Genomic DNA, 25,498 nt, shown 5'->3' on the forward strand with positions numbered 1-25,498 from the left:
GCTACAGGTCGGGCCAGCGTCGCGCCAGGTCGTTGATCGCGTCGAGCGCGAGTGTCAGTTCCTGGCCGCGCGGCGTGAGTTCGTAATAGACCTCGCGCCGCTGCGCGGACGAACTGCGGCTTACCACACCCGCATTCCGCAGATAGCGCAGCTGTTCCGACAGCACCTTGGCGGAGACGCCCTTGATCGAGCGCTCCATCGCGCCGAAATGCACGGGGCCGCGTTCGGCCAGCGTCATCAGGATGGTCATGGCCCAGCGTCCGCGCAGGACGCGCAGCACCACTTCGGCGGCGCAGATGTTCAAAGGGTCGGTGGCCATGAGCGCGAGTATGGAAGCTCGCCGGGCTGGCGCCAATCGCCGGCCCGTACGAATGTCGACGGGATTACTTGCCCACGCCGATCTGCTTCAGCAGGGTTGCGTTGTCCCAGAACAGATACTCCTCGTCCATCGTGCCCTGCTTGTTCCAGTGCCCCAGCGTTGCCATCGGCAGGTGGTAGGCCTTGCCGGTCGGCTGGATCACGGTGCCGTCGGCCAGCACCATCGGCTTGGTGAAGGTGCCATCGAGGAAACCCATCACCGCCGTCCATTGCGCATCGGCGGTGCCGAAGCGCACCGGGTGTTCGGTGATGCGGTTGTCCGGCGCCCAGGTCCACATGAATTGCAGTTCCTTGATGTGGTCCGGGATGCCCTTGGTGGTGTGGCCGTCGGGGTAGTGCACGACGATGTCCTGGCCATGGCTCTTGTGCAGGTTTTCCCACTGCTGGCCGGTATAGACGCGGAAATCCAGGTCGTCGAAGTTGGCCAGGTTCTTCGCCAGTTCGGCCGGCGTGCCGGCCACCTTCGGCACCGCCTGGCCGTTCTTGCTGGCCGGCCAGTGATCCTGCTCCGCGGCCTGTGCCGCCGCCAGCCCGCCGAGGGCGAGGCCCGCGCCGAACGCCAGGGCGAATGCGGTCTTTCGGGTCGTCATGATGCGTGCCTCCTGGTGGGTGTGAATCGACGTCGGCGGCTCCTGAAGGAGCCACCGGGAAGATTCCGTCGATAAGCGAGGCATCAGTCTGAGCGCGCCGGAGCACGCTGTAAATTGGTTACTTTTCAGTAACCCAGGTGTGCGCGTCAGCGTGCGCCGGACACCGCCTTCAGCAGATATTCGCGCAGGATTTCCTGCGACTGCGGATGCGCATAGCGCTGGTTGTAGGCCGTGCTGGTGATCACCGCGACCAGCCGCCGCGACGGCACCACGAACACGTAGTTGCCGCCATTGCCGCTCATCGCCCATACCGGTTCGTCGATGCCGGTGACCGGCTTGCGGAAGCACCACCACAGGTAGCCGTAGTCGGCGTCGTCGCGCGCTTGCGCATGCACGGTCAGCATGGCGTGGATCCACGCCGCGGAAATGACCTGCCTGCCGTGCCAGCGCCCGTCATCCAAGGCCAGCTGGCCGAGCTTGGCCAGGTCGCGGCTGCGGTAGCGCGTGCCGCCGCCGCCCATGCCGATGCCCAGCGGCGAGGCATTCCATTGCACGTGCTCGATGCCCAGCGGCTTTTCCAGCGCGTCGGCGGCGAAGCGCGACAGCGGCATGCGCGCGGCGCGCTCCACCACCGCGCCGGAGACGAAGGCGCCAGCCGTGCAGTAGGAGAACGCGCGGCCGTGCGGGCTGTCTGCCGGCTTGGCCATCCATGGCGCGAAGCCCTTGATGGGCAGGTCCAGCGCGAACTGCAGCCAGTCTTCGCTGACGTACATGCGCTCCTCGTTGCCGGCGGAGAACTCGTTCTCGTCGTTGCATTCCCACAGCGAACTCATGGTCAGCAGGTCTTCCAGCGTGATCGCCTGCTTGCGCGGGTCGGCGTGCTGCACCGGCTGCTTGTCCGGAAAGAAGCCGTAGACCTTGGCCTGCACGCCGGGGATCAGGCCGCGATCGATGGCTGCGCCGGCCAGCAGCGCGGTGACGCTCTTGCTGGCCGAGCGCACGTCGTTGAGATGCCCGGCGTCGCTGCCGTTGAAGTAATGCTCATAGACCAGCTTGCCGTCGCGGGCGACCAGGACGCTGGTGATGTTCTTGAAGCTGCCGTCGGCGATCTTGCCCTCAAGCGCGGCGAACGGGGCGGTGTCGACGTGTCCGGCGCGGGCATCGGCGACGGGCCAGCCATCGTCATGCGCGTCAGGAGCGCGGTACTCGGCCGCGGACAGAGACAGCGAACAGGCCGCGAGCAGGGCGGCGAGCAGGTAAGGCCTGGGATGGTGCATGGTCGGACTCCATGGTTGAGGTGCCCATGGAGTCCAGCGCGGCGGCGAATGAAGCGCCGGAAGACCGGATGAAGATTTATGAAGCCGCGGGGCTTCAACGACTTAGGCGGCGCTCAAGCGTTCCGGCGCTTCCACCTTCCCCGCCACCGGCGCCTTCTTGTAGCCCGGCTCGTTGGTGCGGTCGAACAGCTCGCGCACCCATTCGATGAAGGCCTGCACGCGCGCCGACAGGTGCTTCTTCTGCGGATACACGATCCACACCGGCTTGCCGGTGGAGATGGTGTCGGTCATGACCAGCTCGAGCATGCCCTTGTCGAGCATGCAGCACAGCAGCATGTGGGGGGCCTGGGTGATGCCCAGGCCCGCGGCGGCGGCCTGGATCACCGACTCGCCGTCATTGATCAGCAGGTGCGCATCGACGTCCACGCCGACCTGGCCGCTGGGCGTGTCGAACTGCCACTGGCGCGGGCGGCGGTTGGGATAGACGTAGTTGATGATGCGGTGCTGCTTGAGGTCCTCGATGCTGCGCGGCGCGCCGTACTTGGCCAGGTACTCGGGCGAGGCGCAGACCACGTTGCGCAGGTAGCCGATCTTGCGGGCGATCAGGCTGGAATCCTCCAGCTCGCCGACGCGGATGGCGCAGTCGATACCTTCTTCGTTGAGGTCGGCCGGGCTGTCGCTCATGGACAGTTCCAGGCGGATATCCGGGTAGCGGCGCTCGAATTCGTCCAGGCGGGGGATCACCGCGGCGCGGCCCACGGCCAGCGAAATACCCACGCGCAGGCGGCCGGTGGGCTTGCGGGTGGCGTAGTTCAGGGCTTCGGTGGCTTCGGCCAGATCGGCAAGGATTTCCTTGCAACGTGCGTGAAACGCGGCGCCATCGTCGGTCAACCGCAGCGAACGGGTCGAACGGAACAGCAGCCGGGCGCCGAGGCGCTCCTCCAGGCGGGACACCGCCCGGCTGACGCCGGAGGGGGTCATGCCGAGCTGGGAGGCGGCGGCGGCGAAGCTCTTGGCCTCGACCACGCGAACGAAGGCGGATATTGCGGCAAAGTCTTCCATAGCGTCGATTCTGCGCCCATTCGTGACTGACAGTCACTACTGCATTGCACAAGGGAGGGATTTTCTAAACCGGAAGGTACACCTATTCTCTCGCGCCTCGAACGGTTTGAACCGATCGGTTCACTAATTCTCGGAGCGCATCATGAAGAAACGATGGATCTTCGCCACCCTCGCCGTGGTTGCCGTGGCCGGCAGTTGGGCGGTGCTCGGCAGCCGCGGCGAAACCCACGCCCAGGCCGCCGCCGGCGGGCCGCCGGAAGTGACCGTCGCCCAGGTGCTGGTGCGCGCGGTCAACGATTCCAACGAGTTCACCGGCCGCCTGCAGGCGGTGGACACCATCCAGCTGCGGCCGCGCGTGAGCGGCTATGTGGACTCGGTGCATTTCACCGAGGGCGCCCTGGTCAAGAAGGGCCAGCTGCTGTTCCGCATCGACCCGCGCCCCTACCAGGCCGAAGTGGACCGGCTGCAGGCCAATCTCAGCCAGGCCCGTTCGGAGCTGACGCTGGCCGACGCCAATGCCGCCCGCGGCCAGCGCCTGCTGGAGCAGCACGCCATTTCGCGCGAGGAAGGCGACCGCCTCAGCACGGCCGCGCAGAGCGCCAAGGCGCAGCTGGCCTCCACCAGCGCCGCGCTGGACGCCGCCAAGCTCAACCTCGGCTTCACCGAGGTGCGCGCGCCGGTCGACGGCCGCGTCAGCAATGCCCTGATCACGCCAGGCAACCTGGTCACCAGCAATGACGTGCTGACCAGCGTGGTCAGCGTGAACCCGGTCTACGCCTACTTCGACGTCGACGAGCACAGCTATCTGAAGCTCGAGCAGCTGCGCCGCGAGCGCGGCGTGGCGCCGAAGGTCGCCATGGCGCTGTCCAACGAGCAGGGCTTCCCGCACGCCGGCCGCATCGACTTCGTCGACAACCAGCTGCGCGCCGGCTCCGGCACGATCCGCCTGCGCGCGGTGTTCGACAACGCCGACGGCAGCTACACCCCCGGCCTGTACGTGCGCGTGCAGCTGCGCAGCGACAGCCAGCGCCCGCGCGCCCTGATCGACGACCGCGCGGTGGCTTCGGACCTCGGCAACAAGTACGTGCTGGTGCTGAAGGACCGCAAGGTGGAATACCGCCGCGTCGTCACCGGCCCGCTGCTCGACGGCCTGCGCGTGGTCGAGGAAGGCCTGAACAAGGACGACGTGGTGGTGGTCAACGGCCTGCAGCACGTGCGCCCCGGCGCCGAGGTCAACGCCACCAAGGTAGCGATGGAAACCCGCAGCCTCGACCCCGACAAGCAGCTCGCCCTCGGCGGCGGCGGCAGCAACAAGGTTGCCGCGCAGCACTAATCGATGGACATGGCCCCGCGCCGAACGCGGCGCGGGGATGGAACGAACGGCATCGCCAGGCGCGTGGAGCACGCGCCTTCGGGGCCGGCTTGTCCTAAAGAACTCTCAGGACCGATCCGATGAAAATCGCCCAATTCTTCGTGGACAGGCCGATCCTGGCCGGCGTCCTCTCCGTACTGATCGTCATCGCGGGCGGCATTTCGCTGTTCAAGCTGCCGATCTCCGAATATCCCGAAGTGGTGCCGCCCACCGTGGTGGTGCGCGCCAGCTACCCCGGCGCCAACCCCAAGGTGATCGCCGAAACCGTCGCCACGCCGCTGGAAGAACAGATCAACGGCGTGGAAGGCATGCTCTATACCTCCTCGCAGTCCACCAGCGACGGCGCCATGACGCTGACGGTGACCTTCGCGCTGGGCAGCGACCTGGACAACGCGCAGGTTCAGGTGCAGAACCGCGTGGCGCAGGCCCTGACCAAGCTGCCGCAGGAAGTGCAGCGCCTGGGCGTGACCACGCAGAAGAGCTCGCCCGACCTGACCATGGTCGTGCACCTCACCTCGCCCGATAACCGCTACGACATGCTGTACCTGTCGAACTACGCGCGCCTGCACATCAAGGACCAGCTGGCGCGCCTGAACGGCGTGGGCGACGTGCAGCTGTTCGGCGCCGGCGAATACAGCATGCGCGTGTGGCTGGATCCGGAGAAACTGGCCTCGCGCCAGCTCACCACCGGCGACGTGGTCCATTCCATCCAGGAGCAGAACGTGGCGGTGGCCGCCGGTGCGCTGAATGCGCCGCCCGGCCCCGGCAATGCCGCGTTCCAGCTCAACATCAACACGCAGGGCCGCCTGGTCACCGAGGAAGACTTCCTCAACATCATCGTGCGCACCACCGCCGACGGCGGCGTGACGCATCTGCGCGACGTGGCCCGGGTGGAACTGGGTTCCAACAACTACGCGCTGCGCAGCCTGCTGGACAACCAGCCGGCGGTGGCGATTCCGATCTTCGCCCGCCCGGGCTCCAACGCCATCCAGATCTCCGACGAAGTGCGCGCCACCATGGCGGAGTTGAAGAAGGAGTTCCCGCAGGGCGTGGACTATCACATCGTGTACGACCCGACCGTGTTCGTGCGCGGTTCGATCGAAGCGGTGGTGCATACGCTGTTCGAAGCCATCGCCCTGGTGGTGCTGGTGGTAATCCTGTTCCTGCAGACCTGGCGCGCCTCGATCATTCCGCTGGTGGCGGTGCCGGTGTCGCTGATCGGCACGTTCGCGGTGATGTACCTGGCAGGCTTCTCGCTCAACGCGCTGTCGCTGTTCGGCCTGGTGCTGGCGATCGGCATCGTGGTGGACGATGCCATCGTGGTGGTGGAGAACGTCGAGCGCCACATCGAGCACGGCATGCGGCCCAAGGAGGCCACGCGCCAGGCGATGAAGGAAGTGACCGGCCCGATCGTCGCCACCGCCCTGGTGCTGTGCGCGGTGTTCGTGCCGACCGCCTTCATCAGCGGCCTGACCGGCCAGTTCTACCGCCAGTTCGCGCTGACCATCGCCATCTCCACGGTGATCTCGGCGTTCAACTCGCTGACCCTGAGCCCGGCGCTCGCCGCCATCCTGCTGCGCGACCATGACGCGCCGAAGGACAAGCTCACGGTGTGGATGGACAAGAGCCTGGGCTGGGTGTTCCGTCCGTTCAACCGCGTGTTCAGCAGCGGCGCCAACCGCTACGTCGGCGGCGTGAAGCGCGTGCTGCGCGCCGGCACCGTCACCCTGATGGTGTACGGCGGCCTGGTGGCGCTGGGCTTCCTGGGCTTTGCCCACGTGCCGACCGGCTTCGTGCCGCAGCAGGACAAGCAGTACCTGGTGGCGTTCGCCCAGCTGCCCGATGCCGCCTCGCTGGACCGCACCGAAGACGTGATCCGCCGCATGAGCGACATCGCCCTGAAGCAGCCGGGTGTGCAGAGCGCGGTGGCCTTCCCGGGCCTGTCGATCAATGGTTTCACCAACAGCACCAACTCCGGCATCGTGTTCGCCACGCTGAAACCGTTCGAGGAGCGCCGCGACGCCTCGCTGTCGGCCGGTGCCATTTCGATGGCGCTGAACCAGAAGTTCGCCGGCATCCAGGACGCGTACATCGCGGTGTTCCCGCCGCCGCCGGTGATGGGCCTGGGCACGATCGGCGGTTTCCGCATCCAGATCGAGGACCGCGGCGACGTCGGCTTCGAGGAGCTGTACAAGCAGACCCAGAACCTGATCGCCGAAAGCCGCAAGACGCCGACCCTGGCCGGCCTGTTCTCCAGCTACCAGGTGAGCGTGCCGCAGATCGACGCGAACGTGGACCGCGAGAAGGCCAAGGCCGAAGGCGTGGACCTGGCCGACGTGTACCAGGCCATGCAGGCCTATATGGGCTCGCTCTACGTCAACGACTTCAACCGCTTCGGCCGCACTTACCAGGTGAACGTGTCCGCCGACCAGCACTTCCGCCGTGAACCGGAAGACCTGCTGCAGCTGCGCACCCGCAATGCGCGCGGCGATGCGATCCCGCTCGGTTCGTTCCTGACCGTGCACCAGGGCGTGGGCCCGGACCGCGTGCAGCACTACAACGGCTACCCCACCGCCGAGATCAACGGCGGCCCCGGCCCGGGCTTCAGCTCCGGCCAGGCACAGGATGCGATGGAGAAGCTGGCGCGCGAGAACCTGCCCAACGGCATGTCGTTCGAATGGACCGAGCTGACCTATCAGCAGATCCTCGCCGGCAATACCGCGGTGCTGGTGTTCCCCTTGTGCGTGCTGCTGGTGTTCCTGGTGCTGGCCTCGCTGTACGAAAGCCTGACCCTGCCGCTGGCGGTGATCCTGATCGTGCCGATGGTGCTGCTGTCCGCGATCTCCGGCGTGTGGCTCTCCGGCGGCGACAACAACATCTTCACCCAGATCGGCCTGATCGTGCTGGTGGGCCTGGCCTGCAAGAACGCCATCCTGATCGTGGAGTTCGCCCGCGAAGCGCAGATCCTGGAAGGCATGGACCGCAAGCAGGCCGTGCTGGAAGCCGCCCGCCTGAGACTGCGCCCGATCCTGATGACCTCGATCGCTTTCATCATGGGTGTGGTGCCGCTGGTGACCTCGCACGGCGCCGGCGCGGAAATGCGCCATGCCATGGGCGTGGCGGTGTTCGCCGGCATGCTCGGCGTCACCTTCTTCGGCCTGATCTTCACCCCGCTGTTCTACGTGATCATCCGCGGCTGGAGCGAGCGCGCCGCCGAACGCCGCGCCGCCCGCCGCGCTGCCAAGGGCCTCAATACGCCCGCGCTGGAGGAACACTGATGTTTACCTTGATTGAAACCGTGCAGGGCTGGTTCGCGCGCCGCGCGCCCAGGCAGGCACGCCTGAGTGCGATGGCCGCCGCCCTGCTGCTGGCAGGCTGCGTGAGCGTCGGGCCGGATTACCATCGGCCCGACGAGAAACCGCTCACCTTGCAGGAAGCCGATGCGAAGCAGGAAACCGCCGAAGGCTTCCAGGCCGCGTGGTGGAAGCAGTTCAACGACCCTGCGCTGGATGCACTGATCCAGCGCGCGGCGAAGAACGCGCCGGACCTGAAGATCGCCATTGCGCACCTGAAGGAATCGCGCGCCCTGCTCGGCGTGACCCGCGCCGACCAGTGGCCCACCGTCGACACCAACATCGGCTACCAGCGCAGCCGGCAGCAGCAGCCGGGCTTCACCACCGACCGCGTGACCACCGAAAGCTACCGCGCCGGCTTCGACGCCAGCTGGGAGCTGGACCTGTTCGGCGGCGTGCGCCGCTCGGTGGAGGCGGCCGGCGCCGAGGCGCAGGCCAGCGCGGCCTCGCTGCAGGACGCGCAGGTGACGCTGTTCGCCGAAGTGGCGCGTTATTACTTCGACCTGCGCGGCACCCAGCTGCGCATCGACGTGGCCAAGCGCGACATCGACAACCAGCGCGAGACCATGCGGCTGATCCGCGCGCGCTTCGACATCGGCACGGGTTCGGAGCAGGACGTGGCCAGCGCCAACGCCCGGCTGGCCTCCACCGAAGCGCAGCTGCCGGTGCTGGAAACGCAGGCGCATGCGGACGAAGCGCATCTGGCGGTGCTGCTGGGCGAGCGTCCGGGCGAGCTGGACATCGACCTGTCGCCCGGCAGCTTCAAGCCGATCGACGTGGCGCTGCCGATCGGCAACGCCGGCGACGTGCTGGCGCGCCGCGCCGACGTGCGCATCGCCGAACGCGAACTGGCCGCGGCCAATGCGCGCATCGGCGTAGCCAAGGCCGACTGGTTCCCGCACATCACGCTGGGCGGTTTCGTGGGCTTCCTGGCCGGACGCAGCAACGACTTCGGCGGCCCGTCCTCGCGTGCCTGGTCGATCGCGCCGAGCATCAGCTGGCCGGGCCTGAACGTGCAGCGCGTGCGCAACAACGTGAAGGCGAGCGAGGCGCGCGCCGACGCGGCGCTGGCCAACTACCAGCGCACCGTGCTGCAGGCGGTGGAAGACGTCAGCAACTCCCTGGTCGGTTTCAATCTGCAGCGCGAGCGCGTGCAGAAGCTGTTCGACCAGGTGGCGCAGAGCCGCCGCGCCGCCGACCTGGCGCGGGTGCGCTACAACGAAGGCGCCGCGGACTTCCTGCAGCTGCTCGATGCGGAGCGCACGCAGCTTTCCGCCGAGGACGCGCTGGCCGAAGCGGAAGCGGCGATCAACCTGCGCGCCGTGGCGGTGTACAAGGCCATCGGCGGCGGCTGGGAAGCCTGCGGCGACGAGAGCTGCAGCAACCTTGCCCAGGTGCCGTGAGGGTGTAGCGCCATGAGTCCTCCTGTCCCGTTTCCGCGCCGCGCGCCGCGCGAGCGCTTCGGCACCGAACCGCCACCGAGCCAGCGCGTGGCGCTGGTGAGCGGCGCCAACCGCGGACTCGGGCTGGAGGTGTCGCGCCAGCTCGCCGCGGCCGGCATGACCGTGCTGCTCGGCGCGCGCCAGCTCGCCGCCGGCGAAAAGGCGGCGAAGGCGCTGCGGCGGGAAGGCGGCGACGTCACCGCCGTGCAGCTGGACGTGACGGCGCAAGCGGACGTGGATGCGCTGGCCGAACGCATCGGGCGCGACTACGGGCGGCTCGACGTGCTGGTGAACAACGCGGGCGCGTATTTCAATCTCGACGAGCGCGCGTCCTCGGTGGACCTGGCCTACGTGCGCGGCGCACTGGACACCAACCTGCTCGGGGCTTGGCGGCTCAGCGAAGCCGCCATTCCCTTCATGCGGCGCCATGCCTACGGGCGCATCGTCAATGTCTCCAGCGGCTGCGGCGCGATCGACAGCGAGGGCGAGGACTGCCCCGCGTACCGGGTGTCCAAGGCCGCGCTCAACAGCTATACGCGCATGCTCGCCGCCGAGCTCAAAGGCAGCGGGATCCTGGTCAATGCGGTCTGCCCCGGCTGGGTCGCCACCGATATGGGCGGTCCGGGCGGTCGGCCCGTCGCCGACGGCGCGGCCGGCATCGTGTGGGCGGCCAGCCTGCCCTCGCAGGGCGCGATCACCGGCGGTTTCTTCCGCGACCGCGCGCCGATCGCCTGGTGATCCGCTAGCGCTGCACCACCATGGCGAACCAGCGCCAGCCGCGGATCTTCTCCGCGATCAGCTTCACGCTGGTAAGCATGGGCACCGCCAGCAAGGCGCCGGGAATGCCCCACAGCCAGCCCCACACCAGCAGCCACAGCAGGATCGCCACCGGGCTCAGGCGCATGCGGCGGCCCTGGATCAGCGGCGTGATCAGGTTGCCTTCCACCGCGGTGATGCCGGCGAAGGTCAGCGCGGGCAGCAAGGCCTGGCCGGGCTGGTCGAAATGGATCAGGCCCACCACTGCCAGCAAGGCGGTGGTAGTGATCGAGCCGACGTAGGGAATGAAGTTGGCGATCATCGCCACCGAACCCCACAGCAGCGGATCGGGCACGGCATAGGCCCACAGCATCGTCGCGGTGACCACGCCCAGCGTCGCGTTGATCACCACCGTGGTGAGGATGTAGCGCGACACCTCCACCTGGATGCTGCGCACGATGGACACCGTGCGGCGCTTGTAGCGGAAGTTGGGCGCGATCTCGACCAGGCGCCGCAGCAAGGTGTCGCCGTAGATCAGGAAGAAAAACACCAGCAGCACCACGGTCAGCACCGCGGCCAGCACCTTGGGCGTGCCGGCCAGCACGTCCCAGGCGTCGATCGTCACCGGCGCGGCGCGCGGCGGCGGACGCGACAGCTGGCCGCCGACCAGGCTCTGCGTGGCCCGGTTGGCCGCTTCCAGCGGCTGCATGATGGTGCGCAGCTTGGGCACGAAGTTGCGCACCAGGCTGGGCGCGTCGTGGAACCATTCCAGCGCCGGCGGCGTCAGGCGCGCGATGCCGTTGCCGATGCCGGCGATCAGCGCGATGACCAGGAAGCTGGCGCTGAGCCAGCGCGGCACGCGCCGGCGCGCGGCGAAGGCGACGATGGGATTGAAGGCCAGGCCGATGAAGCCGGCCAGCACCAGCGGGATCAGCAGGTCGCGGGCGAGCGTGACGGTATAGAGCAGGGCCAGCAGCAGCAACAGGTTGAGCACGGCGCGGATGCCCAGCAGATGCCGCTGGGTGAAGCGCACCGCCGGTCGATGCCGATGGCGCGCTGGCGGTTCGTCGGCCGGCGGCAGCGGTGCAGGCGCCATTTCGCCGCTGCCTTCCGGCGGCGGCACGAGGGGACCGATGGCGCTCATGACGGGTCGAAGCCGCCTTCGCTGAATTCGGCCACCAGTCGCACGCCCTGCGCGACCAGTTCGGCGACGGTGCCGTTGAGCAGCGCGCCCAGTCCGGGAATGCGCAGCGGATGCACGTTCAACTGGCCAAGCACGAAGCCCAGGCCCGCGGCGACGCTTACCGTGCCCAGCGGATGCCGGCGTCCGCGCGCAAGCAGGGCACCGGCCGGTTCCGCCAGCGCCTCGCGCGCATCGGCCACCCGCCCGCGCGCTTCGCGCACGGCGCGCAGATGCTTGAACAGACTCATAGGCTCTCCTCCCCGTTCGCGCCCGGCCGCGCCGCGGCCGGATCCGGCGCTGCGCCTTCGGAACGGCGCATCGCCTGCCGTATGGTCTCACGCCATGCGTTGCGGGAGTCGGGCAGCGTGAGCCAATGCATGCAGCGGCGGAACAGCATGATCATGCCGCCGAGGAACAGCAGCTGCAGCACGCCGAGTATGCCCAGCGCCAGCGGCCAGGAATGCAGCCAGGCGGCCAGCAGCACGCCGGCCAGCGCCATCAGGGTGAGACCCAGGCCCACGCCGGCCACGGTGGCGGCGAGACCGGCCAGCAGCATCCAGGAGACGGCGCTGCGCGCCAGCCCGAGTTCCGCCACCAGCAGGGAGAGTTGCGCACCGAACAGGTGCCTGGCCGCGCGCCCGGCGCGGCCGATATCGTCGAGGATGCCCGGCGCGGCGGCGTCCGCGTCGGCGGACGCCTGCCCCTGCGACGGTGGGTCGGGACGGGCGGGATCGGGACCGGTGTCCTCGCGCCCGCCGCCCTCGCGGCCGGGATCATGCATCCGCCTGGACTCTTTGCCGGATCAGCGGCGCAGGATGCGGCCGAGCAGCCAGCCCGCGCCGAGCGCGATGGCCACCGACTGCACGGGTTTCTCACGCACGTAGTCGCGTGCGCGTTCCAGCCATACGTCGGCGCGGTCCATCGCCTCGTCATAGGCTTCGCGGCCGCGCTCGCTGTATTCGCCCGCTTTCTCGGTGGCGCGGGTGGCGGCATCGGCGGCCTTGTCGGTGGCGCGATGCAGGCCGTCCTCGACGCGGTCGGCGACGTGGTCGACCTTGTCCTTGGCCGTGGCCACCGCGTCGGAGGTGGCGCGCTTGAAGCGCTCGGCACTTTCCTCGATGCGGCTGCCGCCCGTGCCGAGGGCCTGCTCGGGAGCCGTTTCCTTCGCCTGGACTTCTTTGTTCATGGCGTTCTCCTTGGGGACGGGATCGTGGACTGCGGGCTATCGACTGTAGCGAAAATCCCGCCCGGATGGGCGCCGTGCGGCGCGTCTGTTCAGCTGGCCCGCCGGAAGAAGGCAATCACGGCAAGGATCAGGAAAACGATGAACAGGATCTTGGCGATGCCCGCGGCCGTGCCTGCGATTCCGGTGAAGCCCAGCAGGGCCGCGATGATGGCGATGACCAGAAAGACCAGGGCGTAGTGAAGCATGGCGCGATTCCTCTGATATCAGCGAACGGGAACCCCTGGTCCGCATTCATCCATAGCACGCGCCTCGCGAGCGTGAAGGCTGCGCGCCGCAGCCTCCACGCCGCCACCACATCGTTGCGTCACACGCGTTTTCGCTTGAATGGATCTAAGCGTGCACCGTGGCCTTCGCGTAGATCGCATAGGTGCCGACGAGCTCCGCCTGCGCCAGCACGTGGCCGTGCATCACCTTGCGCAACTCGTCGAGGGTGAAGCCGTCGGCGAGGTTGAGCTTTTCCACGTCCAGCGCATGCACGCGGAAGTGATAGTGATGCACACGCTCGTCGTTCCATGGCGGACACGGGCCGTCGTAGCCGAGGTACTCGCCGCCCATGTCCTTGTCGCCATGGAACCAGCCGGTGTAGTCGTTCTTGCCCTGCACGCTGCCGGGCGGGCCGGACGGCGCGCGCTTGCCGCGCGCGACGATGCCGTCGCTGCAGGCGCCTTCGGCCAGCTCGGTGTACTCGACCGGAATATCGGCCATCAGCCAGTGCACGAACTCCACGCGCGGAAGATCCGCCGGCACCGTGCGGCCGGCTTGATTGACGTCGTCGCCGCGGCTGGGCACGTCGGTGTCGATGCAGGTGAGCACGTAGGAACGCGTGGCCGGCGGCGCATCCTTCCACGCCAGCTGCGGACTCAGGTTTTCCGACAGGGCGACCGGATCGCCCGGCTTTCCGAAGGCGCAGCGCGCGGGAATCGGCTGGCCGTCCTGGAAGCTGTCACTGCGAAGTTGCACGGCGGTCTCCTCGGTAGTCGCTGATCACTTTGCCTGGTAGGTGACGCGGTACACCGCGCCGCTCAGGTCGTCGCTCACCAGCAGGCTGCCGTCCGGCAGCGGCTGCACGTCGGCGGGGCGGCCCCAGGCTTTCTCGTCCTGCATGAAGCCTTCGATCAGCGGCTCGTACGAGGCCACCTTGTTGCCGTTGAGGCGCACCGTCATCACGCGGTAGCCGGATTTCTTGGTGCGGTTCCACGAGCCGTGCTCGGCGATGATCAGCGCACCCTTGTAGGCGGCGGGGAATTGCTTGCCCTCGTAGAAGCGCAGGCCCAGCGAGGCTACGTGGGCGCCGAGCTTGAGCACCGGCGGCGTGTAGTCCTTGCAGTTCTTGCCCTTGCCGAATTCCGGATCGAGCGTGTCGCCCTGGTGGCAATAGGGATAGCCGAAATGCTCGCCCACGCGGGTGAGGCGGTTGAGCTCGTCGCTGGGCAGGTCGTCGCCGAGCAGGTCGCGGCCGTTCTCGGTGAACCACAGGTCGTTGCTGCCCGGGCGCCAGGTGAAGCCGACGGTGTTGCGGATGCCGTAGGCGACATCTTCCAGGCCGGTGCCGTCCTTGTTGAGGCGGGTGAGCTTGGCGTAGTCCTTGCCCTTGTCGCAGATGTTGCAGGGCGCGCCGATCGGCACGTACAGCTTGCCGTCGGGGCCGAAGGCGATGAACTTCCAGCCGTGGTGCGTCTCGGTGGGGAACTTGTCGTACACCACCTCGGGCTTCGGGGGGTTGTCCAGGTGGTTCTCGATATCGCGCAGCACCACGATCTTGCTCACGGCGGACACGTACAGATCGCCGTCCTTGAACGCCACGCCCACCGGCAGCTGCAGGCCGGTGGCGATCACGCGCACCTTGTCGGCCTTGCCGCTGCCGGTGCTGTCGGTCAGCGCATAGACCTTGCCGGCATCGTTCGAACCGACGAACACCGTGCCCTTGGCGCCCAGCGCGATCTCGCGCGCATTGGGGGTCTGGTCGGTATAGACCGCGATATGGAAACCCTTGGGCAGGGTCAGTTTGTCCAGCTGGGGATCGGCCAGGGCCGGCAGAGCAAGCAGGCCGAGCGCGAGAGCGAGGAACGGACGCATGGGTGACCTCCGGGTGGGCGGAGCCCCGAAGCCTATACCGACGCGCGTGAAGTTGCCTCTGCCGCTCTGATATCGTGCGCCGGCTGAGAAGGGATCCCCCATAGCCATGAGCGAACTGCAGGACCTGACCACCCTGGTGCGCGCGGCCACGCCGCTGCTGGTCATCGAGACGGTGGACGAACAGCGGGTGATCGAGTGTTTCCGCCACGTCATTGCGCAGTCGCTGCGGCCGCTGTGGCGCTGGACCCTGACCGACGGCTTGAACCGGCTGGACTTCGCCCAGGGCGGCGAGGCTTTCGCGCCGGACGCGGACGCGACCCTGGACGCCATCCGCGACGCGCCCGAGCGCGGCATCTACCTGCTGTTCGATTTCCACCCGTTCCTGCGCTACGCCATGACCTTGCGCCAGCTGCGCGAGATCGTGCAGCGCCAGCGCTCGGCGGCGCATACGGTGGTGCTGGTGGGCGCGCGCATCGAGCTGCCGGAGGAGCTGGAAGCGCTGTGCATGCGCGTGCCGCTGTCGCTGCCGGACATCAAGGAGCTGGCGGCGATCCTGCGCGCCGAGGCGCTGGCCTGGCAGCGCGAGCACGGCCGCCGCGTGGAAGTGGACGGCGACGCCGCGCGCACTATCGTGCGCAACCTGCTCGGCCTGGCCGCGACGGATGCGCGGCGCATCGTGCGCAAGCTGATCTACAACGACGGCGCGCTCACCGCCGACGACCTGCCCGAACTGATGCGCACCAAGTTCGAGCTGCTCAACCGCTCCGGCCTGCTGCATTACGAATACGCCACCGCCAGCTTCGCCGACATCGCCGGCGTCAGCCGCGTGCGCGACTGGGTGGCGCGGCGGCGCGCGATCTTCCTCGCCGCCGAGCCCGATCCCACGCTCGACCCGCCCAAGGGCGTGCTGCTGCTGGGCGTGCAGGGCTGCGGCAAGAGCCTGGCGGCCAAGGCGATCGCCGGCGGCTTCGGCGTGCCGCTGGTGCGCATGGATTTCGGCGCGCTCTACAACAAGTACCAGGGCGAGACCGAGAAGAACCTGCGCGAGGCGCTGCACAGCACCGAGCTGCTGGCCCCGTGCGTGCTGTGGATCGACGAGATCGAGAAGGGCCTGGCCAGCGGCGGCGAGGATGGCGGCGTATCGCGCCGCGTGCTCGGCTATCTGCTGACCTGGATGGCGGAGCGCAAGGCAAAGGTCTTCGTGGTGGCCACCGCCAATGCGGTGGACGAACTGCCGGCCGAGCTGCTGCGCAAGGGGCGCTTCGACGAGATCTTCTTCGTCGACCTGCCCAAGCCGTCGGTGCGCACCGATATTTTCGCGATGCATCTGCGCCGGCGGAAGCTGCCGGTGGAGCAGTTCGACCTGCCGGCCTTGTCGGCCGCGAGCGAAGGTTTCTCCGGCGCGGAAATCGAGCAGGCCGTGGTCAGCGCGCTATACGACGCCAGCAGCGCCGCCACGCCGCCGGACCAGCCGATGATGCTGGCGGCACTGGGCGCGACGCGGCCCTTGTCGGTGCTGATGCGCGAGCAGGTCGAGGCGCTGCGCATCTGGGCGCGCGGGCGCTGCGTGCCGGCGGACTGAGCTTCCGATGGATCCCGCACGCATCGATGCCGTGATCGACGCGCTTGCCGGCGAAGGCTGGTGCGTGTTCGAAGATCTGCTGCCTGGCGCGGCGACGGCGGCGCTGGCGGGCGAATGTGCGGCGCTGCATGCGTCGGGCGAGCTGACGGCGGCGCGGATCGGGCGGGAAAAAGTGGCATCCACCCTGCGTGGCGACCACACGCGCTGGTTCGAGATGGACGCACCCACCGCGGCGCAGCAGCCGTACGTCGAAGCGCTCGAAGCGCTGCGCCTGGCCTTCAATCGCAGCCTGATGCTGGGCCTGGTGGAAAGCGAAGCGCATTACGCCGTGTATCCGCCCGGCGCGCGCTATGCGCGCCACCTGGACCAGCCGCACCAGCTCGAAGCGCGCGTGGTGTCGGCGGTGTATTACCTCAACGCGGATTGGCGCGCCGAAGACGGCGGCGCGCTGCGCCTGTATCTGGACGATGGCAGCCACCACGACGTGCTGCCGCAGGCGGGGCGCATGGTGCTGTTCCTGTCCTCGCGCTTCGAACACGAAGTGCTGCCGGCCACGCGCGAGCGCATGAGCATCGCCTGCTGGATGCGGCGGCGCGAGCCCGGCTCGCTGATTTGATCCGGTAAAGCCGGATCAGCCGGCCAGCGCGTTGAAGCGCGCGGCGATGTACTCGTCGGTGAAGCTGGTCATGTCCATGCCGCGGATAAAGCCGCAATGGCCGCCGTGCGGCGCGATGTCCAGCTCCACGCAGGGCGGCAGTTCCAGCTTTTCGAACGCATCGACGGGGATGACCGGATCGTCCCGCGCGGTAAGGATGGTGGCCGGAATCTGCATGCGCTGGAGCGCGGCGCCGGCCACCGAATAGCCGTCCAGGTAGGCCTGCAGCGAGCCGAAGTCGGTGTGGCGCAGCACCAGCGATTCGGTCAGGCCGCGCAGGTTCTGCTTGAGCTCATCCAGCTCGAAATACTGGCGGTGCGGAAACGCCGCCTGCTTGGCGCGCAGCGAGCGGCGCCACTTGCGCAGGAAGTAGGCCCGGTAGAACCACGGCGCGGTTTCTTCCAGCGAGAACAGGCCTTCGCCCGGATCGACGATCGGGCACACGGCCAGCGCGTAATCCAGCGGCACCCCGGCTTCCGGCGCCCGCAGCGCGGCGCGCAGGGCGAAGTTGCCGCCCAGCGAGAAGCCGGCCAGCGCCAGCTTGCGCGAGGGCCAGCGCCGGGCGATGTCGCCCAGTGCGTGCACCACTTCGTCGATGCGGCAGGAATGGAACAGCGCTTCGTTGAGCGGATGGCTGTCGCCGTGGTCGCGGAAGTTCAGCCGGAAGACGTCCCAGCCTTCGGCCAGCAGGCGGCTGCCGGTCTGCAGCACATAGGTGGAATCGACGCTGCCCTCCCAGCCGTGGAACAGCACGGCCAGGCCACGCGCCTGCGGGAGTTTTTTCTGCGCGGTGTAGGCGCCGGTGAGGCGCACGCCGTCGCCGCCGTCCACCATGGTCTCCTGCGCGCCTTCGCGCACGGTCTGCGCCGCGCGCGGCAGCAGCTGGCGGCGCACGCCGCTGGAGGACAGCATGGTCTGGATATGGCCGCTGGTCAGCGGCCATGGCGGGCGGAAATCGGTGCCTCGGGGAAGGGTCATGCGCTGCGGTCTTCCAGCGCCGCGGCGATGCGCTCGCGCGACAGCTCCGCCATGCGGCGGCGCGCGTCCGGCGTGGCGGGCACCGGTTCCAGGAAATGCACTTCGGCGTCCAGCGGCGCCTCGCCCAGCAGGCGCAGGAAGTTCTGCATGAAGTTCTCGTGCTCGCGGAAGCCCGCGTCGACCACGCGGCGGCCGTCGCGCGCGAAGCGCAGCGCTACCGGCTGCACCGGCACTTCCGCGTCCAGCGCGGCCTGGAAGATGCGCGCATGGAATACGCGCAGCACGCCGTTGTGGCCGGTGCCGCCTTCCGGGAACACCGCCACCGAGCGGCCGCCGCGCAGGCGGTCGACCATCACCTGCATCACCGTGGCCAGCGAATGGTTGCTGCCGCGGCGATGGAAGATGGTGCCGCCGCTGGCGGCCAGCCAGCCGACCAGCGGCCAGCTGGCGATCTCCGCCTTGGCCACGAAGCAGGCGGCGCGCTGGCTGTGCAGCAGCTCGATGTCGATCCACGAGGTGTGATTGGCCACGAACAGCACCGGATCGCGCAGCGGCTGGCCCAGGCGCACCGAGCGCAGGCCGAAGATGCGCAGCAGCGCGCGCGACCACCAGCGGATCATGCGGTGCGCGAACGGCTCGCGGCCGTCCTTCATCACCACGTGGCGGTTCCAGCTGAGGATGCCGGCGCACAGGAACACGCCCAGCACGATATGCAGGAGCAGCAGGGGGATGCGCCAGAAGTAGCGCAGCGGTCGCAGGAAATCTCGGTCCTGGGCGGAGACGGTGTCGGTGCTCATCAGCGGGTTAGTTTAGCGTTAGTGGGACTCTACGTCGGCTGTGCGCATGCGCATGGTGCAGACGGCATTCCACTGGCGTTTCAAACTGCCTGCCCCGGATGAATCACCGCGCGGCGAGGCTGGCTTCGATCAGCCGCCGCGCCATGGCCCCGAGCACGCGTGCCGGACTGCGCCCGCCGAAGGTCTGGCCGGACACGTAGCTGCCCTCGATCAGCAGCAGCAGGCCGTCGGCCAGTTCGTCCGGATCGGGCGCGCCCATGCCGCGGCACAGCTCGCGCAGGCGCTCGCGCAGGGCTTCCTTGCTTTCCACGCCGACCTGGTGCGCCGGATGGGCGGGGTCGGGGTATTCGATCACTGCATTGGTGAGGCCGCAGCCGCGGTAGCCGTCGGTGCTGGCGCGCGCGGCCAGGTAGTCGACATAGGCCAGCAGCTGCGCCTTGGGGTCGTCCGGATGCCCGGCGCCCTGGGCGGCGAAGTTGTCGCGGAAGCGGCGGTCGTAATCGCGCAGGTATTGCGCAATCAGCTCGTCCTTGGATTCGAAGGCGCGGTACAGGCTGGGCTTGGTCACCCCGGCGCGGTGGACGATCTCCTCCACGCCGATCGCGCGGATGCCTTCGCGGTAGAACAGGTCGAAGGCGGTGTCGCGGATGCGGTCCGCCGCGCGGCGCGGCGTTTCGGAGGGTTCCCGGGCTTGCGGGGTGGATTTCGTGCGGTTGGACATGGTTCGACCTGTTGACAATGTTACCGATCGGTACGTACTCTGCGCCTCCGTCCCGTACCGATCGGTAACATGACTATACAACGCCACCGGCCCTTCGGCCAAAACTACGCCTTCGTCGTTGTCGCCGTGGTCTTCCTGGCCCTGCTCGCCTCGGCCGGCATGCGCGCCACGCCGGGCGTGCTGATGCTGCCGCTGGGCCGCGCGTTCGGCTGGAGCCGGGACAGCATTTCCTCGGCCGCGGCGGTCGGCATCCTGCTGTACGGCCTGATGGGCCCGTTCGCCGCGGCGCTGATGCAGCGCTTCGGCATCCGCCGCGTGCTGCTGGTAGCGCTGTCGGTGATGACCCTGGCCGCCGCCTCCAGCGCGCTGATGAGCCAGCCCTGGCAGCTGGTGGCGACCTGGGGCGTGCTGTCCGGCGCCGGCACCGGCTGCGTCGCGGTGGTGATGGGCGCCACCGTGGTCGGCCGCTGGTTCAGCAGCCATCGCGGGCTGATGATGGGCCTGCTCACCGCCAGCACGGCCACGGGCACCCTGATCTTCCTGCCCGGGCTGGCGGCGATCGCCGAGTACTTCGGCTGGCAGGCGGTGGTGCTGACCATTGCCGCCGTTTCCGCGGTGCTGATCCCGCTGGCCTGGTGGCTGCTGCCGGAGCGTCCCTCCGATATCGGCCTGCGCCGCTACGGCGCCACGGCGGACGAGCCGGCCGATGCCGGCGCCGCGGGCGGCAATCTGTTCGCGCTGACCCTGGGCGTGCTGCGCAACGCTACCCGCAACGGCACGTTCTGGCTGCTGTTCGCCACCTTCTTCGTGTGCGGCTTCACCACCAACGGCCTGATCGGCACGCACTTCATCGCGCTGTGCGGCGACCACGGCATTCCGGAAGTCCGCGCCGCCGGCCTGCTGGCGATGATGGGCATCTTCGACCTGGTCGGCACCACCGCCTCGGGCTGGCTGACCGACCGCTTCGATCCGCGCAAGCTGCTGTTCGTCTATTACGGGCTGCGCGGGCTGTCGCTGATGTATCTGCCGTATTCCGATTTCTCGTTCTACAGCCTGTCGCTGTTCGGCGTGTTCTACGGCCTGGACTGGATCGCCACCGTGCCGCCCACCCTGCGCCTGACCACCGACGCCTTCGGCGAGCGCGATGCGCCGATCGTGTTCGGCTGGGTGGTGGCCGGCCACCAGGTGGGCGCTGCCGCGGCCGCCTTCATGGCCGGCGTGCTGCGCGTGCAGCTGGGCAGCTATATGACGCCGTTCGTGATCGCCGGCGCCGCCGGCGTGGTGGCGGCCTTCCTGGCCCTGCGCATCGGCCGCCGCCGCGACCGCGGCGAGCTGCCGGCGCTGGCCGGCGAAGCGGCGTAAAGGCGCAGGTTGGGGTGAGCCGAAGACGAACCCCAACAGACCTTCAGGCGCCTCACGACGTTGGGGTTCGCGGCGCTCACCCCAACCTACGATTCGAGCTGCGACAAGGGCAGCGCCGCGGAGCGCTTCACCGTGCGCAGCACGAAGCTGGAGTTCACGTCGGCCACGCCGGAGGCATTGAGCAGGCGGTCGAGCAGGAAGCGCGAGAAGTGCTGCAGGTCGGCGACATAGACGTGCATCAGGTAGTCCATGTCGCCGGTCAGCGCGTAGCAGGCCACGATCTCGTCCCACTCGTTGACATTGCGCACGAAGCGCTCGATCGCCTCGCCCTCGTGCTTGGCCAGCTGCACGCGTACGAAAGCCTGCAGCCCCAGGCCCACCGCCTCCGGGTCGACCTGGGCGCTGTAGCCGGTGAGCACGCCCTCGGCCTCCAGCCGCTGCAGGCGGCGCAGGCAGGCGGAGGGCGACAGGTTCACCCGCTCGGCCAGCTCGGCGTTGGTGATGCGGCCCTCGCTCTGCAGGACGGCGAGCATGCGCAGGTCGGTGCGGTCCAGGGTGGCCATGCAAGATACTCCGGCTAGATGGCGTCATTACGCATGATTATTGCGCTATCAGCGTCACATACTGCAACAAAACAACCTTCATGCGCGTCCTCCGCCGTATCCTGTTGTCCTTCTGACGGAGGCCCGCCATGGACCACAGCACGCCACGCAAAGTCGAACACCAGCAGACCGACCGCGGTTATGTGCCGGTGTATGCCACCGGCGTGGTCGAGCAGCCCTGGGCCAACTACAGCCAGACCGACCACGAGGTCTGGAACACCCTGTACCGCCGCCAGCGCGAGCTGCTGAAGGGCCGCGCCTGCCAGGAATTCCTCGACGGCATCGAACGCTTCCGTATGGGCGAGAACGGCATTCCGAAGTTCGCTGACCTCAACAAGGTGCTGGGCGAAACCACCGGCTGGGAGCTGGTGGCCGTGGAAGGCCTGCTGCCGGACGAAGTGTTCTTCGACCACCTGGCCAACCGCCGCTTCCCGGTGAGCTGGTGGATCCGCCGCCCCGACCAGCTCGACTACCTGAGCGAGCCGGACCTGTTCCACGACCTGTTCGGCCACGTGCCGCTGCTGCTCAACCCGGTGTTCGCCGACTACATGCAGGCCTATGGCCGCGGCGGCATGAAGGCCTTCGGCATCGGCCCGGAGGCGCTGATGAACCTGACCCGCCTGTACTGGTACACGGTGGAGTTCGGCCTGATCAACACCGGCGAAGGCATGCGCATCTACGGTGCCGGCATCGTCAGCTCCAAGGGCGAGTCGATCTACTGCCTGGATGCCGCCGCGCCCAACCGCATCGGCTTCGGCCTGGAGCGCGTGATGAATACGCGCTACCGCATCGACACCTACCAGCAGACCTACTTCGTGATCGACAGCTTCGAGCAGCTGTTCGACGCGACGCGCCCGGACTTCACGCCGATCTACGCCGACCTGAAGACGCACCCGCCGCACGCCGCCGCCGACGTGCTGGACAGCGACCGCGTGTTCAACCGGGGCACGCGCGAAGGTTTTGCGACCGACGCCGACACCTGAGTCCGCGCCGGCGCCGCCCATGAAAAGGCCCGCATCCGCGGGCCTTTTTTATTGCACCGATTTCTTGCCGCGCTTGAGCTCACTCACCGCCAGCACCTTGGCGATGCGCGTTCCATCCCAGCAATAGCGCAGATGCTCCGCCTGCACGCACGGCGCCACGCAGTCCGGATAGAACACCGCGATGCACTCGCCGCCGGCATGGCGCACGCTGTCGTACACGATGCCGTCGGAACCGTCCGCGCGCAGCCGGCGCGCCAGCTTCACGCTGGCCACGTAGCTGTCCGGGTCGTGCTCGGCCGGCCAGCCGCCACGCAGGTCGTGCAGCTTGGCCTGCACGCTGGTGCGGTAGCAGCGCATCTCCACGTCGCAGGCGGGCTCCGCGGTGGCGGCGAGGAAGCGCTCGCGGTGATAGACGGTTTCCTCCACCGCGGTGATCAGGCTCCGCCCGGCGTAGAACACCCCCCAGCTGCCATCGGAAAAGCGGCTGCCATCGGGATTGAGATGAGTGAACGCCGCCATCACCGGCGTGGTGCCGGGGCCGCTGACGCGCCGGTCCTGCGGCACCAGCGGCAGCACGCCGAGTTCGTCGCGGATGCGCGGATTGGTCAGCGCCTCGATGGAGAACAGCGCTTCGAGGTCGGCCGCGTCGGCAATGCGGTCGTACACGCTGACCGGCGGAAACCGGCTCGGCACGATGCGGAAGGCCTGGCTCCAGCGGATGCGTTTCAGGGGCGGGGTGTCTGCCATGACGGAAAGTTCTTCACTGTGCCCAGGACTCGCCAGTATGCGGTCCCGGGATATCGCCGACTGCGACGCGTGCCGCGCCGGTCACCAGCCGCGCTGCGCGTCCAGGTACTGGCGCACCACGTAGAGGTCGGCCACGTTGCCGGAAAGCATGCGGTCCAGCGCCGAGCCGCCGCCGAACAAGGGCGCCGCGTTCGGCTTGCGCACCCAGGCGTCGGCCTGCTTGGTGTCGGGAAAGAGAATCTGCAGGTCCTTGTAGATGCCCAGCAGATAACTGATGCGCTCGAGCACGTCGCGGCCCAGGCTGCCTTCCTGCTGGCGTTTCCATTTGTAGAAAGTCGATTCCGGCGGATCGCCGAGCAGCCGGCGCTGGTCGCTGATGCGCAGCTCCCACTGCTCGGCCAGCTTGAAGAAAGCGCGCAAGGCCGGGCCGCCAAGCTCGGTAGCCGCGACGAATTCGGGCTGGAGGTGGGCCGCCATTGTCTACTCTCCATGTGAAGTTAACGTTCAGTCTACTCCATATGTGGAGTTCACGCCACTGGCGGCCGGGGGCCGGTCCGGCGGCGCGGCTCAGGACTTGCCGCCATCCTTCGCGCAATCGCAGCCGAAGGCCGGCTCCGGCCCGCCCTCGTCGATAAAGCGGTCGATGCGCTGTTCCAAAACCGGCAACGGCACCGAGCCGATCTCCAGCACCGTGTCGTGGAAATGGCGGATGTCGAAGCGGGTGCCCAAGGCCTGCTCGGCCTTGCGGCGCAGCTCCAGGATCTTCAGATAGCCCAGCTCGTAGGACAGCGCCTGCCCCGGCCAGCTGATGTAGCGGTCCACTTCGTTGGCGATCTCGCGTGCCGACAGCGCGGTGTTGTCGGTGAGGTAGTCGATCGCCTGCTGGCGGGTCCAGCCCTGGTGGTGGATGCCGGTGTCCACCACCAGGCGGCAGGCGCGCCACATCTGGTAGGTGAGATAGCCGAAGCGGTCGTAAGGCGTCTTGTAGATGCCCATCTCGTTGCCGAGGTATTCCGAGTACAGGCCCCAGCCCTCGCCGTAGGCCGAGATATAGCCCTGGCGGCGGAACGCCGGCTGGCCTTTCTGCTCGGAGGCCAGCGCCAGCTGCAGCGAATGGCCGGGCGCCGATTCGTGCAGGGTCAGCGCGGCCACGTTGTACAGCGGGCGCGACGGCAGGTCGTAGGTGTTCACCAGATAAGTGCTCGCGCCGCCGCGGCCGGAGGTGTAGTACGGCGCGATATCCGGCGCCACCGGCACGATGGCGAAGCGCTGGCGCGGCAGCCGGCCGAACAGCTTGCCCAGCTGGCCGTCCACCTGCTTGGCCACCCAGGCGCTGCGCATCAGCAGTTCCTCGGGCGTCTTGGCGTGGAACTGCGGATCCGTGCGCAGGAACTTCAGGAACTCCGGGAAGCTGCCCTTGAAGCCGCTCTCCTGCATGGTCTTGACCATCTGCGCATGGATCTTCGCCACCTGCTCCAGGCCCACCTGGTGGATGGCGCCGGGGTCCAGGTCCAGCGTGGTGTATTCGATGATCTGCTGGCGGTACCAGGCCTTGCCGTCCGGCATGGCTTCGGCGGCGAGCGTGGCGCGCGCGCGCGGCACGTATTCCTCGCGGAAGAACTTCAGCAGCGTGGCGTAGGCGGGGATCACCTTCTGCGCGATCACCTGCTTCGCTTCCTCGCGCATGCGCGCGGCCTCCTCGGCGGAGACGCTGGCCGGCATCTGCTCGAACGGCTGGTAGAAGCTGCTGCGCGTGGGGTCTTTCAGGTCCGACACCGCCACGATCGAGGCATCGCGCCCGTCCAGCACCGCGCGCGGCACGGTGAAGCCGCGGTCGAGCCCATCGCGCATGTTGGCGATCTGCTGCGCGAAGTAGGCCGGCACCTGGCCCAGGCGATCCAGATAGCGGCGGTAGTCCTGCGGCGTGCGCAGTTCGTCGGCGTTGAGCACGTAGCCCAGGTCGCTCCAGAACGCCGAGTCGCTGTTGAACGGCATCTGCCACTGCTTGTACTGCTGGCCCGCGAGCATGTTCTGGATCTGCGTGCGGTACACGGCGTAGTTGACCTTGTCCTCGGCGCCGAGCTGCTTCGGGTCGATCGCGTCGAGGTCGGCCAGCGTCTTCTTCCAGACCTCGAGCCGGCGCTGCTGGCTGGCGGCGTCGACGTCGTCCAGCCGTGCATTGCTCGGCTGCGCCTCGCCGGCGTTGTTGATGCCGGCCTGGCCGTTGCGCCAGGCCCATTCCTGCTCGTAGATGCGGTGGAAACGCGCGGCGGCGTCATCCGCCCAGGCGGGCGCGGCAAGCATGAGCGCGGCCAGCGCCAGCCAGGTGATGCGAT

The 25,498-nt window shown here is 68.3% G+C and carries 26 protein-coding genes; 8 read left to right on the forward strand and 18 right to left on the reverse strand.

The window, feature by feature from the left end; genetic code table 11:
- Position 1: 1 nt before the first annotated feature.
- The 4 genes from FHW84_RS03810 to FHW84_RS03825 form a co-directional block, all read right to left on the reverse strand.
- Positions 2-319 carry a helix-turn-helix domain-containing protein gene (locus FHW84_RS03810; RefSeq protein WP_167252816.1) on the reverse strand — a complete coding sequence of 106 codons (318 nt, stop codon included), beginning with the start codon at positions 317-319 and terminating at the stop codon, positions 2-4.
- Between the two features lie 64 nt (positions 320-383).
- The gene (locus tag FHW84_RS03815; RefSeq protein ID WP_167252817.1) at positions 384-968 is read right to left on the reverse strand and encodes an ester cyclase; all 585 of its coding nucleotides are present in this window, start codon (positions 966-968) and stop codon (positions 384-386) included.
- A gap of 146 nt (positions 969-1,114) precedes the next feature.
- The gene (locus FHW84_RS03820) at positions 1,115-2,245 is read right to left on the reverse strand and encodes a serine hydrolase (protein ID WP_167252818.1); all 1,131 of its coding nucleotides are present in this window, start codon (positions 2,243-2,245) and stop codon (positions 1,115-1,117) included.
- 102 nt (positions 2,246-2,347) lie between these two features.
- Positions 2,348-3,307, reverse strand: coding sequence for a LysR family transcriptional regulator (locus FHW84_RS03825; protein WP_167252819.1), 960 nt, complete (start codon positions 3,305-3,307; stop codon positions 2,348-2,350).
- Between the two features lie 142 nt (positions 3,308-3,449).
- On the opposite strand from FHW84_RS03825, the gene FHW84_RS03830 reads away from it, so the two are divergent.
- From FHW84_RS03830 to FHW84_RS03845, 4 genes are all read left to right on the forward strand, one after another.
- The gene (locus FHW84_RS03830; protein ID WP_167252820.1) at positions 3,450-4,640 is read left to right on the forward strand and encodes an efflux RND transporter periplasmic adaptor subunit; all 1,191 of its coding nucleotides are present in this window, start codon (positions 3,450-3,452) and stop codon (positions 4,638-4,640) included.
- Between the two features lie 119 nt (positions 4,641-4,759).
- On the forward strand, positions 4,760-7,957 hold the full coding sequence (locus FHW84_RS03835; protein WP_167252821.1) for a multidrug efflux RND transporter permease subunit: 3,198 nt from the start codon (positions 4,760-4,762) through the stop codon (positions 7,955-7,957).
- Entirely contained in the window at positions 7,957-9,435 is a 1,479-nt protein-coding gene (locus tag FHW84_RS03840; protein ID WP_167252822.1) for a TolC family protein, read from the forward strand. Before FHW84_RS03835 ends, FHW84_RS03840 begins: the two co-directional genes overlap by 1 nt.
- Before the next feature lie 12 nt (positions 9,436-9,447).
- Positions 9,448-10,212: an SDR family NAD(P)-dependent oxidoreductase gene (locus FHW84_RS03845; RefSeq protein WP_167252823.1), complete on the forward strand. Its 765-nt coding sequence runs from the start codon at positions 9,448-9,450 to the stop codon at positions 10,210-10,212.
- A 4-nt stretch (positions 10,213-10,216) separates the two neighbouring features.
- Here FHW84_RS03845 and FHW84_RS03850 read toward each other — a convergent pair whose 3' ends face one another.
- The 7 genes from FHW84_RS03850 to FHW84_RS03880 form a co-directional block, all read right to left on the reverse strand.
- Positions 10,217-11,374 carry an AI-2E family transporter gene (locus FHW84_RS03850; RefSeq protein ID WP_167252824.1) on the reverse strand — a complete coding sequence of 386 codons (1,158 nt, stop codon included), beginning with the start codon at positions 11,372-11,374 and terminating at the stop codon, positions 10,217-10,219.
- Complete coding sequence (locus tag FHW84_RS03855; protein ID WP_167252825.1) at positions 11,371-11,661, reverse strand: hypothetical protein; 291 nt, start codon at positions 11,659-11,661, stop codon at positions 11,371-11,373. Before FHW84_RS03855 ends, FHW84_RS03850 begins: the two co-directional genes overlap by 4 nt.
- A complete protein-coding gene (locus FHW84_RS03860; protein ID WP_243867873.1) occupies positions 11,658-12,194 on the reverse strand; it encodes an ABC transporter ATP-binding protein in 537 nt (178 codons plus the stop codon). Before FHW84_RS03860 ends, FHW84_RS03855 begins: the two co-directional genes overlap by 4 nt.
- Positions 12,195-12,215: 21 nt before the next feature.
- Positions 12,216-12,599: a DUF883 family protein gene (locus tag FHW84_RS03865; protein WP_167252826.1), complete on the reverse strand. Its 384-nt coding sequence runs from the start codon at positions 12,597-12,599 to the stop codon at positions 12,216-12,218.
- A gap of 89 nt (positions 12,600-12,688) precedes the next feature.
- Positions 12,689-12,844, reverse strand: coding sequence for a DUF1328 domain-containing protein (locus FHW84_RS03870; protein ID WP_167252827.1), 156 nt, complete (start codon positions 12,842-12,844; stop codon positions 12,689-12,691).
- Positions 12,845-12,989: 145 nt separating this feature from the next.
- Entirely contained in the window at positions 12,990-13,619 is a 630-nt protein-coding gene (locus FHW84_RS03875; protein WP_167252828.1) for a YbhB/YbcL family Raf kinase inhibitor-like protein, read from the reverse strand.
- Between the two features lie 24 nt (positions 13,620-13,643).
- Positions 13,644-14,735: a PQQ-dependent sugar dehydrogenase gene (locus tag FHW84_RS03880; RefSeq protein WP_167252829.1), complete on the reverse strand. Its 1,092-nt coding sequence runs from the start codon at positions 14,733-14,735 to the stop codon at positions 13,644-13,646.
- 106 nt (positions 14,736-14,841) lie between these two features.
- On the opposite strand from FHW84_RS03880, the gene FHW84_RS03885 reads away from it, so the two are divergent.
- The gene (locus FHW84_RS03885; RefSeq protein ID WP_167252830.1) at positions 14,842-16,317 is read left to right on the forward strand and encodes an AAA family ATPase; all 1,476 of its coding nucleotides are present in this window, start codon (positions 14,842-14,844) and stop codon (positions 16,315-16,317) included.
- A 7-nt stretch (positions 16,318-16,324) separates the two neighbouring features.
- Positions 16,325-16,933: a 2OG-Fe(II) oxygenase gene (locus FHW84_RS03890; RefSeq protein WP_167252831.1), complete on the forward strand. Its 609-nt coding sequence runs from the start codon at positions 16,325-16,327 to the stop codon at positions 16,931-16,933.
- 15 nt (positions 16,934-16,948) lie between these two features.
- Here the strand turns inward: FHW84_RS03890 and FHW84_RS03895 are convergent, their stop codons facing one another.
- From FHW84_RS03895 to FHW84_RS03905, 3 genes are all read right to left on the reverse strand, one after another.
- Positions 16,949-17,950, reverse strand: a complete 1,002-nt coding sequence (locus FHW84_RS03895; RefSeq protein WP_167252832.1) for an alpha/beta fold hydrolase — start codon at positions 17,948-17,950, stop codon at positions 16,949-16,951.
- A complete protein-coding gene (locus FHW84_RS03900) occupies positions 17,947-18,747 on the reverse strand; it encodes a lysophospholipid acyltransferase family protein (protein WP_167252833.1) in 801 nt (266 codons plus the stop codon). Before FHW84_RS03900 ends, FHW84_RS03895 begins: the two co-directional genes overlap by 4 nt.
- Positions 18,748-18,850: 103 nt before the next feature.
- Positions 18,851-19,468, reverse strand: coding sequence for a TetR/AcrR family transcriptional regulator (locus FHW84_RS03905; RefSeq protein WP_167252834.1), 618 nt, complete (start codon positions 19,466-19,468; stop codon positions 18,851-18,853).
- A 69-nt stretch (positions 19,469-19,537) separates the two neighbouring features.
- Between FHW84_RS03905 and FHW84_RS03910 the strand changes: the two genes are divergently transcribed.
- The gene (locus tag FHW84_RS03910) at positions 19,538-20,830 is read left to right on the forward strand and encodes an MFS transporter (RefSeq protein WP_167252835.1); all 1,293 of its coding nucleotides are present in this window, start codon (positions 19,538-19,540) and stop codon (positions 20,828-20,830) included.
- Between the two features lie 86 nt (positions 20,831-20,916).
- On the opposite strand, the gene FHW84_RS03915 is transcribed toward FHW84_RS03910, so the two are convergent.
- On the reverse strand, positions 20,917-21,393 hold the full coding sequence (locus tag FHW84_RS03915; protein WP_167252836.1) for an Lrp/AsnC family transcriptional regulator: 477 nt from the start codon (positions 21,391-21,393) through the stop codon (positions 20,917-20,919).
- Positions 21,394-21,521: 128 nt separating this feature from the next.
- Between FHW84_RS03915 and phhA the strand changes: the two genes are divergently transcribed.
- On the forward strand, positions 21,522-22,415 hold the full coding sequence (gene phhA, locus FHW84_RS03920) for a phenylalanine 4-monooxygenase (RefSeq protein WP_167252837.1): 894 nt from the start codon (positions 21,522-21,524) through the stop codon (positions 22,413-22,415).
- 48 nt (positions 22,416-22,463) lie between these two features.
- Here the strand turns inward: phhA and FHW84_RS03925 are convergent, their stop codons facing one another.
- The 3 genes from FHW84_RS03925 to FHW84_RS03935 all read right to left on the reverse strand — a co-directional run bounded on the left by FHW84_RS03925 (position 22,464) and on the right by FHW84_RS03935 (position 25,466).
- Positions 22,464-23,162 (reverse strand): RES family NAD+ phosphorylase, encoded by a 699-nt coding sequence (locus FHW84_RS03925; RefSeq protein WP_167252838.1) that lies wholly within the window; start codon positions 23,160-23,162, stop codon positions 22,464-22,466.
- 81 nt (positions 23,163-23,243) lie between these two features.
- Positions 23,244-23,639 (reverse strand): MbcA/ParS/Xre antitoxin family protein, encoded by a 396-nt coding sequence (locus FHW84_RS03930; protein ID WP_167252839.1) that lies wholly within the window; start codon positions 23,637-23,639, stop codon positions 23,244-23,246.
- A gap of 90 nt (positions 23,640-23,729) precedes the next feature.
- On the reverse strand, positions 23,730-25,466 hold the full coding sequence (locus tag FHW84_RS03935) for a DUF885 family protein (RefSeq protein ID WP_167253747.1): 1,737 nt from the start codon (positions 25,464-25,466) through the stop codon (positions 23,730-23,732).
- Positions 25,467-25,498: the final 32 nt, after the last annotated feature.

It is taken from the genome of Dyella sp. SG562, from assembly GCF_011759495.1.
GTDB classification, from domain to species: domain Bacteria; phylum Pseudomonadota; class Gammaproteobacteria; order Xanthomonadales; family Rhodanobacteraceae; genus Dyella_D; species Dyella_D marensis.